The 15,434-nt window shown below is 41.1% G+C and carries 14 protein-coding genes and 1 tRNA gene; 12 read left to right on the forward strand and 3 right to left on the reverse strand.

Going from position 1 to position 15,434, the window contains the following annotated elements; all coding sequences use genetic code 11:
* From miaA to OCI93_RS01515, 7 genes are all read left to right on the forward strand, one after another.
* Positions 1 to 918 (forward strand): tRNA (adenosine(37)-N6)-dimethylallyltransferase MiaA, encoded by a 918-nt coding sequence (gene miaA / locus OCI93_RS01485; RefSeq protein WP_261591612.1) that lies wholly within the window; start codon positions 1 to 3, stop codon positions 916 to 918.
* A gap of 78 nt (positions 919 to 996) precedes the next feature.
* Positions 997 to 1,260: an RNA chaperone Hfq gene (hfq, locus tag OCI93_RS01490; protein ID WP_261591613.1), complete on the forward strand. Its 264-nt coding sequence runs from the start codon at positions 997 to 999 to the stop codon at positions 1,258 to 1,260.
* Between the two features lie 21 nt (positions 1,261 to 1,281).
* On the forward strand, positions 1,282 to 2,568 hold the full coding sequence (gene hflX / locus OCI93_RS01495; RefSeq protein ID WP_261591614.1) for a ribosome rescue GTPase HflX: 1,287 nt from the start codon (positions 1,282 to 1,284) through the stop codon (positions 2,566 to 2,568).
* 103 nt (positions 2,569 to 2,671) lie between these two features.
* Complete coding sequence (gene hflK / locus OCI93_RS01500) at positions 2,672 to 3,838, forward strand: FtsH protease activity modulator HflK (RefSeq protein ID WP_261625609.1); 1,167 nt, start codon at positions 2,672 to 2,674, stop codon at positions 3,836 to 3,838.
* 5 nt (positions 3,839 to 3,843) lie between these two features.
* The gene (hflC, locus tag OCI93_RS01505) at positions 3,844 to 4,722 is read left to right on the forward strand and encodes a protease modulator HflC (protein ID WP_261625610.1); all 879 of its coding nucleotides are present in this window, start codon (positions 3,844 to 3,846) and stop codon (positions 4,720 to 4,722) included.
* Positions 4,723 to 4,899: 177 nt separating this feature from the next.
* A complete protein-coding gene (locus OCI93_RS01510) occupies positions 4,900 to 6,216 on the forward strand; it encodes an adenylosuccinate synthase (RefSeq protein ID WP_261591617.1) in 1,317 nt (438 codons plus the stop codon).
* Positions 6,217 to 6,541: 325 nt separating this feature from the next.
* A complete protein-coding gene (locus OCI93_RS01515) occupies positions 6,542 to 7,156 on the forward strand; it encodes a tetratricopeptide repeat protein (RefSeq protein WP_261591618.1) in 615 nt (204 codons plus the stop codon).
* Between the two features lie 58 nt (positions 7,157 to 7,214).
* On the opposite strand, the gene OCI93_RS01520 is transcribed toward OCI93_RS01515, so the two are convergent.
* Positions 7,215 to 9,074: a cation:proton antiporter gene (locus OCI93_RS01520; RefSeq protein ID WP_261591619.1), complete on the reverse strand. Its 1,860-nt coding sequence runs from the start codon at positions 9,072 to 9,074 to the stop codon at positions 7,215 to 7,217.
* Between the two features lie 651 nt (positions 9,075 to 9,725).
* Here OCI93_RS01520 and proB point away from each other — a divergent pair.
* Positions 9,726 to 10,835 carry a glutamate 5-kinase gene (proB, locus tag OCI93_RS01525; protein WP_261591620.1) on the forward strand — a complete coding sequence of 370 codons (1,110 nt, stop codon included), beginning with the start codon at positions 9,726 to 9,728 and terminating at the stop codon, positions 10,833 to 10,835.
* A 3-nt stretch (positions 10,836 to 10,838) separates the two neighbouring features.
* Entirely contained in the window at positions 10,839 to 12,086 is a 1,248-nt protein-coding gene (locus OCI93_RS01530) for a glutamate-5-semialdehyde dehydrogenase (protein WP_261625611.1), read from the forward strand.
* A 321-nt stretch (positions 12,087 to 12,407) separates the two neighbouring features.
* Here the strand turns inward: OCI93_RS01530 and OCI93_RS01535 are convergent.
* Positions 12,408 to 12,483, reverse strand: a tRNA-Ala gene (locus tag OCI93_RS01535).
* Positions 12,484 to 12,616: 133 nt separating this feature from the next.
* Between OCI93_RS01535 and OCI93_RS01540 the strand changes: the two genes are divergently transcribed.
* Entirely contained in the window at positions 12,617 to 13,021 is a 405-nt protein-coding gene (locus OCI93_RS01540) for a hypothetical protein (RefSeq protein WP_261591622.1), read from the forward strand.
* Positions 13,022 to 13,074: 53 nt separating this feature from the next.
* Here OCI93_RS01540 and OCI93_RS01545 read toward each other — a convergent pair whose 3' ends face one another.
* A complete protein-coding gene (locus OCI93_RS01545; protein WP_261591623.1) occupies positions 13,075 to 14,214 on the reverse strand; it encodes an MFS transporter in 1,140 nt (379 codons plus the stop codon).
* Positions 14,215 to 14,449: 235 nt separating this feature from the next.
* Between OCI93_RS01545 and OCI93_RS01550 the strand changes: the two genes are divergently transcribed.
* Entirely contained in the window at positions 14,450 to 14,992 is a 543-nt protein-coding gene (locus OCI93_RS01550; protein ID WP_261591624.1) for a DUF2058 domain-containing protein, read from the forward strand.
* 114 nt (positions 14,993 to 15,106) lie between these two features.
* Complete coding sequence (locus tag OCI93_RS01555; protein ID WP_261591625.1) at positions 15,107 to 15,430, forward strand: c-type cytochrome; 324 nt, start codon at positions 15,107 to 15,109, stop codon at positions 15,428 to 15,430.
* The last annotated feature ends 4 nt before the right edge of the window (positions 15,431 to 15,434 follow it).

A 15,434-nucleotide genomic window follows, 5' to 3' on the forward strand; every position in this document is an offset into this window, starting at 1 on the left:
GTGAATAAATTACCTGTAATAACACTAATGGGGCCAACGGCTGCAGGAAAAACAGCCTTAGCGATAGAGTTATGTCAGCATTTAGACACAGAGGTTGTGAGTGTTGATTCAGCGCTAGTCTATAAAGGAATGGATATAGGAACGGCAAAGCCCGATGCTGATGAGCTTGCCTTAGCACCACATCATCTCATTGATATAATTGACCCACTAGAGAGCTACTCTGTTGCTGATTTTTGCAAAGACGCTTGTCGTCATATTGATGCGTTACATCAACAAGGGAAGGTGCCTATTTTGGTCGGTGGTACCATGATGTATTTTAAAGGTTTGATTGAAGGCCTATCGCCTTTGCCTGAAGCTGACTCATTGGTGCGTGCGCAACTGGAAGTTGAGGCAAATGAGTTAGGTTGGCCTCAGTTACATAAGCAGCTCACAGACGTTGACCCAGAAGCTGCTGCAAAAATTAGCGAAAATGACTCGCAACGTATCAACCGAGCGTTGGAAGTATATCGGATCAGTGGTAAGACAATGACCCAGCTGCAGCAGCAAAAGCAGGCCCCATTACCTTATCAATTTCATCAGTTTGCTATTGCACCGAGCGATCGAAAGGAGTTGCATCAACGTATTGAAAAAAGATTTCAAATTATGCTCGAACAGGGGTTTAAAAATGAAGTTTTGACCCTATATAAGCGAGAAGACTTACACCTTGACCTTCCCTCAATACGTTGTGTTGGGTATCGACAAATGTGGGAACATTTAGCTGGTGACTGCGACTACGAGCAAATGGTTTTCAAAGGTATTGCAGCAACCAGACAGCTTGCAAAGCGGCAACTTACTTGGTTAAGAGGGTGGCCGCAAGTGACTTGGTTAGAGACCAATGATCAACAAAACTTGCAACGTGTATTAACTTCGCTAAGCTAATAGTAGCTGTTAAATCAAGCTACTTAGATTTAATTGAAGGCGAAACTAATAATAACACCTAGAACGAAGGAAAAGAAAATGGCAAAAGGCCAATCGTTACAAGACCCTTTTTTGAATGTCTTACGTCGTGAGCGCATTCCTGTTTCAATTTTTTTAGTTAACGGCATCAAATTACAAGGTAAAATTCAATCATTTGACCAGTTCGTTATTTTGCTAGAGAACACGGTAAACCAAATGGTTTACAAGCATGCCATCTCAACAGTGGTACCCGCTCGTGCAGTAAACTTCCAAAGTGCACAAGGGGCTGAAGGTACAGAGCAAACCGATGATGGTAATTTTTAATTTATATTAGGAGCGTAATGCTTGTTTGACCGTTATGAAGCCGGCGAACAGGCAGTCTTAGTTCATATTGACTTTCCAAATGAGGGCGATCGTGAAGATTTACGAGAGCTGGAAATGTTGGTATCTTCTGCAGGTGTTAGTAGTTTGGTGGTTGTGCAAGGCAGCCGCCAAGCGCCACATGCCAAACTATTCGTCGGCACGGGTAAAGCAGAAGAAATAGCTGAGATTGTCAAAATCCACAATGCAGATGTCGTTATATTCAATCATCAACTCAGTCCTTCTCAAGAAAGAAACTTAGAGCGTGTTTGTCAGTGCCGCGTGTTAGATAGAACGACGCTTATTCTTGATATCTTTGCTCAGCGCGCGCGAACACATGAAGGTAAACTACAAGTTGAACTTGCGCAGCTAAGGCATATTTCTACTCGGTTGATTCGGGGCTGGACTCACTTAGAGCGTCAAAAAGGTGGTATTGGCTTACGTGGACCGGGTGAAACTCAGTTAGAAACGGATAGACGTTTGTTACGTGAGCGTATTAAAAGTATTCGCAAACGTTTAGATAAAGTGGCGACTGTTCGAGAGCAAGGGCGACGTGCGCGTACTCGTAATGATGTGCCAACTGTATCATTGGTAGGCTATACCAATGCCGGTAAGTCAACATTATTCAATTTAATTACTAATTCTGATGTCTATGCGGCAGATCAATTATTCGCAACGCTTGATCCAACTTTGCGAAAGCTCCATATTGATGATATCGGTCCAGTGATTTTGGCTGATACGGTCGGGTTTATTCGCCATTTACCACATGACTTAGTGGCCGCTTTTAAAGCGACATTAACAGAAACACGCGAAGCCGATTTGCAAATACATGTTGTAGATGTGGCAGATAACCGACGAAAAGAGAATATAGAAGAAGTACAGTCTGTTTTAAAAGAGATTGATGCAGATGACATTCCTCAATTGTTGGTTTATAACAAAATAGATTTGCTAGAAGATGTTAGGCCTAGGATTGATCGAAATGATGAAGGACAACCAATTCGTGTATGGCTATCGGCCCACAGCGGAATTGGTATACCATTGCTGTCACAAGCAATCTCTGAGCTATTAGCGAAGAAAATTTTTCATCATACTTTATGCATTCCCCCTGCATTTGGTCGTCTAAGAGGTGCATTGTTTAATTTAAATGCAGTGCAACAAGAAGATTATGACGAACAGGGAAATTGGCTTATTCAGGTACGTTTACCAGAAATAGACTGGGAGCGATTGAAAAAAGACCAAGGTATAGATATAGAAAATTTTATTGATACATAGTTTTTACATAGAAAAATGCAGTTTTGCTCGCATTTGGGTATGAGAAACGTCTTATATTTGGTAGATTTACACTAATTGACTTTAATAACAATGGAGTATAGCTATGGCCTGGAATGAACCGGGTAATAATGGCAATGATAACGATCCGTGGAAAAACCGCGGTGGTCGGGATCAAGGCCCACCTGATCTAGACGAAGTATTCCGTAAATTCAGCAACAAGTTTGGTGGTTTATTCGGCGGTAAATCTGGCGGTGGAGGGAGCGGTGGCTTAGGTGGCGCTGGCATGACTTTCATCTTACTGATTGCGATAATTGTTTGGGCTTTAAGTGGTATATACACAGTCAAAGAGGCTGAACGTGGTATCGTTTTACAATTTGGACAGTTTGAGCGAATCGCAGACCCAGGTCTACGTTGGAAAATGACGTTTGTTGAGCAAGTGATCCCGATAAATATCGAAGCGGTTCGCTCACTTTCAGCGTCAGGCTTTATGTTAACTGAGGATGAAAACGTAGTGAGTGTTGAATTTGAAGTTCAATACCGCGTTATGGACCCTCGTTTGTATAAGTTTAGTGTTACTGATGCCGACCATAGCTTACAACAATCTCTAGACAGTGCGTTACGTTATGTAGTGGGTCATTCACGTATGGACCAAGTTCTAACAACGGGCCGTGAGCTTGTTCGTCAAAGGACATGGGATGAATTAAATAAAATCATCGAACCATACAATTTAGGTATTTTAGTTACCGATGTGAACTTTAAAGACTCGCGTCCTCCATCAGAGGTAAAAGATGCGTTTGATGATGCAATTGCTGCGCAAGAAGATGAAGAGCGCTTTATACGTGAAGCAGAAGCCTATGCCCGTGAGATAGAGCCTCGTGCCCGTGGTCAAGTGACACGTATGACTCAAGAAGCTGAAGCCTATCGAGAGCGTGTAGCATTAGAAGCCAGCGGTGAAGTTGAGCGTTTTAAAAAGTTACTTCCTGAATATCAGTCTGCTAAAGAAGTTACTCGACAGCGTTTATACATCGATGCAATGGAAGAAGTGCTCACTAATAGCACCAAAGTATTGGTTGATGTAAAAGGCGGTAACAACATGATGTACTTACCGTTAGATAAAATTATGGGGCAAGGCGGTTCCGGCAGCCAAATTAAGTTACCAAGTAAGAACGACATTAATGAGTTACGTAAAACATTAGGTCAATCGCAAAATAGCACAGTGAATAGCGGTAATGACCGTTTTACACAAGACAGATTTAATAACGGGAGATAAGCACAATGAAAAACTTTAGTATTGTGATATTAATTGCTGCCGTTTTGTTGTCTTTTTCATCAGTGTTTGTGGTGACCGAAGGACAGCGTGCGATTGTATTGATGTTTAGTAAAGTACAAAAGGACAAAGAAGACAAAGCGGTTGTTTATGCACCTGGATTGCACTTCAAAGTGCCATTTATTAGCCAAGTGCGTAAACTTGATGCGCGTATTCAAACGTTAGACGGTGCGCCAGATCGTTTCGTTACAAGCGAGAAAAAGGACTTAATTGTTGACTCGTTTGTAAAGTGGAAAGTGAATGATTTTAGCTCGTTTTATCTACGTTCTCGTGGCGATAAGCAATATGCTGAAACGCTATTGCAGCAAAAAGTAAACAATGGTTTAAGAACCAATTTTGGTTCGCGTACTATTCGTGAAATTGTTTCTGGTGAACGTAGTGAACTGATGGCAGAAGCATTAGTACAAGCATCTGAAAGTGCGCAAGAGTTGGGTATTGAAGTATTAGACGTACGGGTAAAGCAAATTAACTTACCTAATGAAGTCAGTAACTCAATTTACCAACGTATGCGTGCAGAGCGTACCGCAGTAGCAAAAGAACACCGTTCTGAAGGTCAAGAGAAAGCTGAAACGATTCGAGCTGAAGTTGATAGACGTGTAACAGTAATGCTTGCAGATGCTGAACGAAATGCTCGTGGTGTGCGTGGTCAAGGTGATGCAACTGCGGCAAAAATATATGCTGATGCATACAATAAGGATCCTGAATTCTTTAGTTTTGTTCGTTCTTTAGAAGCATATAAGCGTACTTTCCAAAACAAAGGCGATGTGATGGTGTTATCACCGGACAGCGAGTTCTTTGATTATATGAAAGGTGCTAAAGGTAAATAGTAACTATTTACCTTTACTAAATTGAAAAAGCTCTGAAATATCTCAGAGCTTTTTTGTTTTATATCATGTATTTTTGATACTATTTTTGTGAATGCGGAAAAAACAGCCAAAACGGGGTGATCTCACACCCTGTTTTCTGGTAAAATCTGCGCCTAATTTTTTCTAAGTGATTTTGCAATGGGTAAAAACGTCGTTGTATTAGGCACCCAATGGGGTGACGAAGGTAAGGGTAAGGTTGTTGACTTACTAACAGATAAAGCTTCTTTAGTTGTGCGTTATCAAGGTGGTCATAATGCAGGCCATACTTTGGTGATCAATGGTGAGAAAACGGTATTACACCTAATTCCATCAGGTGTTTTACGTGACAACGTAAAATGCGTCATTGGTAATGGTGTGGTGTTGGCACCAGATGCGTTGATGAAAGAAATTGGTATGCTTGAAGCGCGTGGCGTGCCAGTACGTGAACGTTTATTGATCAGTGAAGCATGTCCATTAATCCTGCCTTATCATGTTGCACTTGATAAAGCGCGTGAATTGGCACGTGGTGAAAAGGCAATTGGTACAACTGGTCGTGGTATTGGCCCAGCTTACGAAGATAAAGTGGCGCGTCGTGGTCTTCGTGTTGGCGACTTATTCAACCCTGAGCAGTTTGCTACTAAGCTCAAAGAAGTGCTTGAGTACCATAACTTTACTTTGGTTAACTACTACAAAGTAGATGCGGTTGATTTCCAAAAAACATTTGATGATGCCATGGCTGTAGCTGACATCCTTAAATCTATGGTTGTAGATGTTACTGAGCTGCTAGATCAAACTCGCTTAGCGGGCGATGATATTTTGTTTGAAGGTGCGCAGGGGACATTACTTGATATTGATCACGGTACATACCCATATGTTACTTCGTCAAACACAACCGCTGGTGGCGTGGCAACAGGCGCTGGTTTTGGGCCTTTAAACCTTGACTATGTATTGGGTATCGTTAAAGCATACACAACACGCGTAGGCTCAGGTCCATTTCCTACTGAGTTGTATGATGGCATTGATAAGCAAGACCCTGTTGGTAAACACCTCGGTGAGAAAGGCCATGAGTTTGGCGCAACGACAGGACGTTTACGTCGCACAGGTTGGTTTGATGCAGTTGCAATGCGTCGTGCTGTACAAATCAATAGTATTTCAGGGTTTTGTTTAACGAAGCTAGATGTACTCGATGGCGTTGAAACTATCAAAATCTGTACGGGCTACCAGTTAGAAGATGGCACTGTGACCAATGTTACTCCTCTTGCAGCTGAAGGCTACGAAAAAGTAACACCAGTGTACGAAGAGATGCCAGGTTGGAGCGAGAATACATTCGGCGCAACAACTGTTGAGCAGTTACCTCAAGCCGCAATTGACTATATCAAGCGAATTGAGGAGATCACCGGTGTACCTGTTGATATTATTTCGACTGGTCCAGATCGTGTTGAAACAATGATTGTTCGTCACCCATTTGGTGCATAAACAACCATTCTCTAAAAAAGCTGCATATTGCAGCTTTTTTTGTGCCTATAATATGGTATCAGCTGGTTTTCTTGGATAACTGCAAGGTGACTTTTTATTATACCAATTGCATTAAGTAAATAATCAAATATAGCGACGGAAAAATGGCTTAGTACCCAGACCAAATTTTGGTATGTCGTTATTCCACATGAGCCATTTTTTAACGCAGTTAATGCGTTATATTTAGCTCGCTAGCATGAGCAATGCTTTAATAAAAATGGGTAGTAGTAGATAGTTGGTGTACTTTTTGCTTTTTATTTCTCATGAGATTTAAGTTGGATAAGATATGATCAAAAGAGTGTGTTGTATTAGCTTATTAATTGCAAGCTCAGCAGTGTCTGCCAATGGACAACTAAAAGCTGTGCCACTTTACACTGAAGCTGAATTAATAGCATTGATCAAAAAGAACCAGCACTTAAAACGTGTTAAAGATGATGATTGCCAGCTCTTACAAGATATAGAAGCACGTGCTGAAACAATGGCATTGCCTTCATACCAGTTTTTGTATGGTGATATGTTGGCGTATGGGGTATGTGTTGAGTCTAATGTTGAATTAGGCCTTTATTACATGCGCCAATCAGCAGAGCAGGGTCTATCAAGCGCTTTAGAGCAACTAGGCCGATATTATGATGTTGGTCAGTTGGTACAAGCAGACAAGGCGATGGCAGTGGTGTACTTGCGAGAGGCTGCTTCTCAAGGCAATTTAAGCGCGCAGATTCGACTTGTGAATTTGTTTAATGCCGGGCACGGTAGCCCAAGAGATTATGAAGATGCGTATCGTTGGTTATTTCACTCTGCTGTTGCAGATAAAAAACTACACAACAAAATAAAGAAAGCACTTGCCCATTTAGCAGAAAAAATGCCACAAAGTGCTATTCGCCGTGCGCGTTTGCCAATATAACCTGGACTCAGGTTATATAAGTCATCATCAACCGATGCAGTTAATGATGACTTAAAACTTAACTATTAAGCTTTTCTCCTAAAGAACCTGATTGTTCTTTAGTTTGTGTTGGTTCTTTTAATATCGACATTTTTGGCGGTTGTAAGGCAACTATTCGCTCGCCTTGCTCTGGCGGTTTTTTCATGTTTGTGACAAATGGTCTGATTTGGGGCGCATCATCATTATCATCAGTAATGATAAATAGTGGAATAGCTTCTTTGTTGATTTCTAAATATTGTTGCCAGCCAAACTCTTCAGATAAACGTGTAGCGCTTACTTTGCCGCCTTTAGCTATTAAGCTACTTAATTTTGCATAATTTCCTTCGTCACCAAAAAGTACTTGACGAGATAAAAATGTTGCACTGTCTTTATTTGCTTTAGCATGGTTTGTAGAGGAACGAAGTGAGTACACACTTTGTTCGCTCAGTAAGTGTGAAAAATACTGTACACCAAGCGCATTGTGATGACGATTAGGAGACAGTGCTAATACGGACTTTAACGACGTTAATGGTAGGTATCGTTCAGCATGTTCTGATTGCGGGTTACCATAATAGCAAGGAAGGCCATCCATTCTTGCCATTTTGCAGTTTTCCCATGCGGGGTCTGATAAATAAACGTCAATATTTTGTTCTTTTAAGCCTTTGGCGATGGCACGTGCGACATGATTAGCACCAATGATCAGTAAAGTACTTGGGCTTGGCTGCTTCACCCCCAATAGTTTTGCCAACGGTGATGCGGTTAAACTTTGCAAAACGACGGTGACGATGATCACCGTAAATATTAGTGGTACTAATTTATTCGCGTCAGGAATTTGTGACTCAACCATACTCAGCGCAAATACTGAACCAACGGCTGCTGCTACTATCCCTCTTGGTGCAATCCAAGACAATAACACACGTGACTTGAAGGGAAGATCTGTATTGTAGGTAGATAATGCGATACAAATTGGACGTGCAATAAATAAGACGATAGCTAAAAAGATGAAGGTTTCAACGCCTAAAAGCATCAGGTCTTCCAGTTTTAATCTCGCTGCAAGCAAAATAAATAAGCTAGAGATTAAGATCATAGAGAGGTCTTCTTTAAACTCAAGAACAGAGTCAATTTCTAAGTCATCTTGATTGGCCAGCCAAATGCCAAAAATGGTGACTGCCAGTAAGCCCGACTCATGGGCAAGGTGATTGGAGACCGTAAAGCTAAATAGCACCAGTGCGAGTATGCCAAATTTATGAAGTTCATAGGGAAGCCATTCTTTACGAATTAATGCACTGGTTAGCCAACCGGCAACTACGCCAACGCTTATCCCGACGCCTAATGTTGAGAAGAGTGCGATTAATGTATGGCTTAGCACTTCGCCTTGACCTACAAAGCTGACAGCCTCAAAAACCAAAACAGCAAACAATGCGCCAATGGGGTCAATAACAATACCTTCCCAGCGCAACACTCGGTCTATGTCTTTGGTAGGGCGCATGGCGTTGAGCATAGGGGCAATTACGGTGGGACCTGTAACAACCAACACGGCTCCTAACACTGCTGCAACACGCCAATCGAGATCTAAAATAAAATAGCTGCTTAAAGCGATAATGACGAAAGTGGCAAACATCCCAACAGAGCATAGATTACGAACGATCTTGCCAATACCCTTGAGCTCTCTAAAGTGTAATGTTAACGCACCTTCAAAGAGAATAACCGCTACCGATAACGACACCACTGGAAATAGTAAATCACCCAGTAAATCATCAGGGCTTAGTTGCCCAGTTATAGGGCCAAGTAACAAGCCAATTAGTAGTAAAAATAAAATAGCAGGTACTTTGAATACCCACGCTAGCCATTGTGCGAACACAGAAAAAACGGCAATTCCAGCGATGTAGATTGCTGACATAGTGTCTCCAGTTAACCAGTTGGTTAACATAGTTAAAGTGTATTAAGCGGGTTTATACCACAGTTATATGACGGCCACGAATTAGAATTTTCACTAAGCTTAATCTCTAATTAAACCATAGCCTTTATACGCAAAAATGGATCATTTCATTTATAATGTACCTATAAAGTGGTATTTTTTATATTTATGGTCAGTATAAGCACTTATTTTTGTGTTAAGTTGAAATAAGTGCGAAACATGCGTTATGCTATATACCGTTTGGTGCAAGGCGCCATTATTCTTTTGGTTTTGTTATAGCAACTATAACAAACTAGCTTTTAGTAATATGTTTGCTTCGATTTTTAGCTAAGCATAATTACTTTTCAACAATTTAACTATTCTTTGCGCAATTATTCATTGCGGCTTAGGTCTTTTCAGCTTCATCAAACCATGATGTACCAGCTGAAAACGGCTCGATGTTGTAGATAAATTACGATGTCACAATCCAATTTTTTAGTAAAGCGACAGCCAGTGTTGAGCACCTATGTGTTAACGCGAAAGCTGTATTGTTATTTGTATTGTTCAACTCTGGTTGTTTTTACTCTCGCACGTCTGCACTTTGCTTGGCGTTGCGTGGAATTAATTTAAGCAAGGGCAACTGCAGGAAACAATATGAACATTTCAAACTCTCGGCGTATAGTGATTAAGATAGGTAGTGCACTGATTGCACCAGACCAAGATGGCTGTCGTGCGCGTTACTTATTGACCATTGCTCAGTTTATTGTACGTTGTCGTGCGATGGGCAAAGAAGTGGTTCTTGTCTCTTCAGGTTCAGTTGCCGCGGGATCACACCTATTTCCAGAAGATGCAAAAAACTCGTCCGTAGTACTTAAAAAAGCGATGGCAGCAGCAGGTCAAACAGAGATGATGGCAACATGGGACCGCTTTTTTGACTTCCCATCGGCACAAATTCTTTTAACGCATGGTGACTTAAGAGATTTAGAGCGTTACAACAGTATTCGTGAAACGGTATTCACTTTGCTTGAGCATGGTATTTTACCCATTATTAATGAAAATGATGCAGTAACGACCGACGAATTAAAAGTAGGCGATAACGATAACCTCTCTGCAATGGTTGCCGCAGCTGCAGATGCAGATGTGTTATTGATGTGCTCAGACGTCGATGGGTTGTATGACAAAAACCCTAATTTGCATGAAGATGCGAGTTTGATCCCTCAGGTATCAGAGATATCAGAAGATATTTATGCTATGGCAGGGTGTGCGACCAGTCAAGTGGGTACAGGAGGTATGAAGACTAAAATTGAAGCCGCCGAAAAAGCTACGTCACATGGTATTAGTACATACATTGTTAATGGCTTTAAAGAAAGTACCTTTGAAAAGCTATTGGCGGGTGAAAATCCAGGTACGGTCTTCTTACCTTATGATGAGCCAATGCATGCTCAGCAACATTGGATGACACATACCGCATCAGAGCAAGGTGAGATTATTGTAGAGCATGGCTATGCTGAAGATCTTAAAGACCATGCAGAGCCTTTAGCTGCTGAAAATATATCACATGTTCAGGGCGAGTTTTCTGTTGGAGATACCGTACTGGTACGAACTGAAAAAGGTGAGCGCTTAGCTAAAGCAACAACAAACTACAGCAGTTGCTTGCTTAATTTTCTCGCCGAACAAGAACAAACATCCGATAATGGCCATTTACAAGAGAGTATAGGGCCGGTTATTTCGGGACAAGATATTGCAATGTTGGAGAAATCGTAACTCATGAGTTTAATTACCGAACTATCACAACAAGCCGCAAGTGCGGCTAAACAGTTAGCCTTACTTAATACACAGCAAAAAAATGCAGTATTAACCGATATGGCAATAGCATTAGTGGCACACAGTGACGATATTTTAGCCGAAAATGAACACGATTTAGCTCAAGCAAGAGATAACCAGCTATCTGAATCAATGATCGACCGCCTCACGTTAACACCTGAACGCATTGCTGATATGGCCGATGGCATAAAAACCATTGTTGAGCTTGATGACCCCGTTGGCTTAACACGTGACATGGGGGCGAGGCCAAATGGCATAAAAATAAGTAAAATGCGCGTACCGTTAGGTGTTGTATGTATGATCTACGAAGCTCGCCCAAATGTTACCGCTGATGCAGGCGCATTATGCTTTAAATCGGGTAACGGTGTAATTTTACGTGGGGGTAAAGAGGCATTACAAAGCTCACAAGCGATTGCGAAAGTGATGCATCAAGTGCTTGAACAGCATAACTTACCAACTGCGCTAATTAGCGTTGTGCCAGACCCAGATCGTGCATTGCTTATGGAGTTGATGCAACAAAAGCAATATATCGATTTGATCATTCCACGCGGTGGCGAAGGTTTAATAAACTTTGTAACAGAAAATAGCACCATTCCTGTTATTCAGCATTTTAAAGGGGTATGCCATTTATATATTGATGAAGCGGCAGACTTAGATGTAGGACTTAAACTTGCACTCAATGGTAAAACTCAACGCACAGGTGTATGTAATGCATTAGAAGGTATTGTGGTACACAAATCTGTGGCATCAACTTTCTTACCCCGTCTACAAAAAGCATTCGCACACAAACAAGTGGTTATTAATGCCGACACTCAAGCAGCGCAGTATTTTGAAGGCGCTAATGTGATTGATGAAGCGCAATTTGGTGAAGAATATTTGAGCTTAGAAGTCGCAATTCGTGTTGTGGATGATTTTGCCGGCGCACTGGCACATATTGATCGATTTGGGAGCCACCATACGGAAGTTATTTGCACACAAGACATGCAAAGTGCAGAGCTGTTCCAGCGTAGTGTCGACGCTTCAGTGGTTATGGTTAATGCTTCATCGCGTTTTTCTGATGGCTCGCAACTGGGGTTAGGTGCTGAAATAGGCATCGCGACAACCAAGTTACATGCGTACGGACCAATGGGTCTTGAATCACTGACCACTGAAAAGTTTTTAGTTAATGGTGAAGGTCAAATACGGGACTAACCTATTATTTAGGTAGTTAACTTGACTTGAAGCGGGCTGAATAGCCCGTTTTTTATTTTAGAGATGTTGTCATCTTGACGGTGCTTTTTGGGCTTACTCTACATAGTCATCATGACAAAGGTCATGATCTAATTAAGTTATCACAGGTGTTAGTAAGGCTCTGAAACAAGCTCAGGGTGACGGTATTTTTGGGTCACTAGCTATTGTCATCATGACGAAGGTCATGAGCTAATTAAGTTATTACAGGTGTTAGCAAGGCTTTGAAACAAGTTCAAAGTGACGATGTTTTTGGAGTTACTCTAATTTAAGATAAAAGGAAGGTGGTGGAGCTAAGCAGGATCGAACTGCTGACCTCCTGCGTGCAAGGCAGGCGCTCTCCCAGCTGAGCTATAGCCCCACATTCCGTCTGGACGAGTCGAAATTTAAAGCTTTTTGATTATGACGTCAAGTCTTTATCGGATAAAAATTTTCACATTTTTATCAGTGGCTTTGATAAACTAGCTAAAATTTATGCGCTAATAGAGTTATAGATGTTCAAAAATAGAAAAAATTTTTTATGTGCAAGTATATGTTTTGTTATGTTGGCCGCTTGCTCATCTAAACCCGAGCCGCCTAAATTAGAAATCGAAAAGCAAACATTACATACCAAAATGTCAGAGTCAGGGCAGCAGTTATTTGTTTATATTGTTACAGTTAAACCTACTCCAATTATGGTGTTAGATACTCGCAAGCCATTATCACGTTCAGATCTAAAAGCATACGCAAAGCATCAACGAATAGAAGACTCACCAGAGCTTAAATTGATGCTTGAAGAGCGGGCAGTTATTTTGCTAAACAATGCATTAGCAGAAAAAAATTATTGTGTAGATGGCCACAAAGTTAATCAAGTATTCTGGCGTCAACGCAGTGTACAGCTAAGGGGGATGTGTGAGTAATAAGGCTGAATATCACTTAACTAAAATTTTTGCACTACACAGGCCACTTACCTTTAACATCTAGATGCTTCTTGCTTGTAAGCACTGTAACTCAGTATTAGCCCCGTTATACATACTAACAATAACCCTAGTAAAAAGGCGTGGTAGCCAAAACGCTGTAGTATTAGCCCAGGTAAAAATGACCCCAGCGCCCCACCACTGTAATAAAACGAGACATATGCACCATTAGTCACTGTAGGGGGGGCATCACTGAGTTTATTTGCTAGTGGTGACGCGCTTGAGTGGATCATAAACATGCAGGCACAAAACAAAGTAAATGCAATTAAAAATACGCTTAATACTGGTAACTGCATTACTACCAAGGCTGTGCAGTACACCAAAAAAAGGGTGCTTAACCATAGCCAAGAATTGTTGAAATAGCGGGTAAGGTATGGCGTTGTCATCGATATTATCGCGCCAATAAGGTAACCAGTATAAACCCAGCCAATGGTTTTGCTGTCAGTGATGCCAAATACATCTTGTAAAATAAACGGTAAGTAATTCATCAGTGCTGCAAAGCAAAAAAACATACAAAAAACCCCTAAAAATAGGCGCACAATTAAAGGCTCTCGCAGTGGTTTTAAATAGGCTTTTGGAGATTCAGCTTGGCGCACGGGTGGTTGGCATTTTTTTGGTTTAATCAGTAGCGCCAAGATAAGTAAGGCTAAAGCCAGTACAAAATAAAAACTCTGCCACGTAAACCAACTTGCAAAGTTAGCTGCTAGCACCCGACCTAAATATCCACCTAGAATAGAACTGCCGATATAGCGAGTCATATTTTGTTGTAATTGCGCGGCTGAATATTGTTGCCCAATAAAGCCTGTCATTGCAGTGAGTGCAGCTGGTAGGGTCAGGCCTTGAATAAAACGCAGTACCAGTAACAATTCAAAGGTAGGTGCTAATGCAAATAATAAGCTGGTGACACTTAATATTAGCATGGCAACTTTGAGTAGGGTCAGTGGGTTCTTTCGGGCAAACAGTAAGCCATAAAAAATAGGTGCAACAGCCAAAGGCAACATGGTGATCGACATCAGTGCCCCACTGGTGGCAGCTGACACATTATAATTGTGAGAAAAAATAGTCAGTAAAGGCTGTGGTGCATATAAGACAAAAAAAATAAAAACAGATGACACTAATAGCTGCAATAATGGCATGAACCTTCCTGGACAATAATCGCGCTGAACGGTGCTATTATGCGCTGATTTAGATATGTTGAATAGTTTTATATCAATTGGTTAGTCATTATTTGCGATATATCATATTGCAACCTAGCAACCTTTGCTATTGTGACTAGCAGAGCAAAAAAAATCCGTAGATGATGGGTTTGTATATGGTTAAAAAAATCCACTGCGTTAGAATATGGCAATTCGTATTTCATGGAGCAGCATAATGGGTTCATTACAAGAGCAGCTACTAAAAGCAGGGTTAACGACTGAGCATAAATCAAAAGTTGCAAAGTCAGAAAAGCGTAAAGCGCAAAAGAAGAAAAAGAAAAAAGGCGCAACCAGTGATCCCAGCGATCTACAAAAACATATTGAACAAACAAAGCTTGAACAACAGCAAAAGGCTGAGGAGCTTAATAAAGCAAAACAAGCCGAGTTAAAAGAGCGAGAGCAAGTTGCGCGAGTAAAACAAATTCTTGAGCACCACAATCAAGATGAGATACGTGGTGAGCTAACCTTTAACTTTACCTACCAGAACAAAGTTAAAGAGCTTGATGTGAATGAGCAAACCAAGCAAGCGCTGTCAAAAGGGCGGTTGGCTATTTGTGTGCTGGAAGGGCAGTTTTATGTACTACAGGATGAACCTGCTCGCAAAGTTGCCGAAGTTGACGAAAAATATATCGTCTTTCATGTTGAAGATGATAACAACGGACCGAGTGATGATGACCCGTATGCAGATTACGAAGTACCAGATGATTTAGTTTGGTAGTTTTATTCATTACACGCACTGATATCGTTTGCTAATTAGTTACATAGGTGGAGCGAGTACAAATGGTCTACACTGTAAGAGACTTATCCGTTAATTAATAAAAAGAGTAATGTTATGAGTAAGATAAAAAATATAATTTGTGGGGTTGGCCTTTCAATGGTGGCACTTAGTGCAAATGTGGCAAACGCTGCAGATGGCGAAGCACTGTATACTGCTAAAATGTGTCAAACATGTCATGGTGCAGAAGGTAAAGCACCAATTATGGCAATGTACCCTAAGTTAAATGGTCAAAATAAAGAGTATTTAGCAGCGCAAATGAAAGATATTAAATCAGGTGCGCGTAGCAACGGCATGTCAATGGCAATGAAAGCCATGGTTGCTAATGTATCTGATGCAGAAATAGACGCCATTGCAGAGTATTTATCAAAAGTAAAATAATCAC

The sequence above is a fragment of the Pseudoalteromonas holothuriae genome (assembly GCF_945859825.1).
GTDB classification, from domain to species: Bacteria; Pseudomonadota; Gammaproteobacteria; order Enterobacterales; family Alteromonadaceae; genus Pseudoalteromonas; species Pseudoalteromonas holothuriae.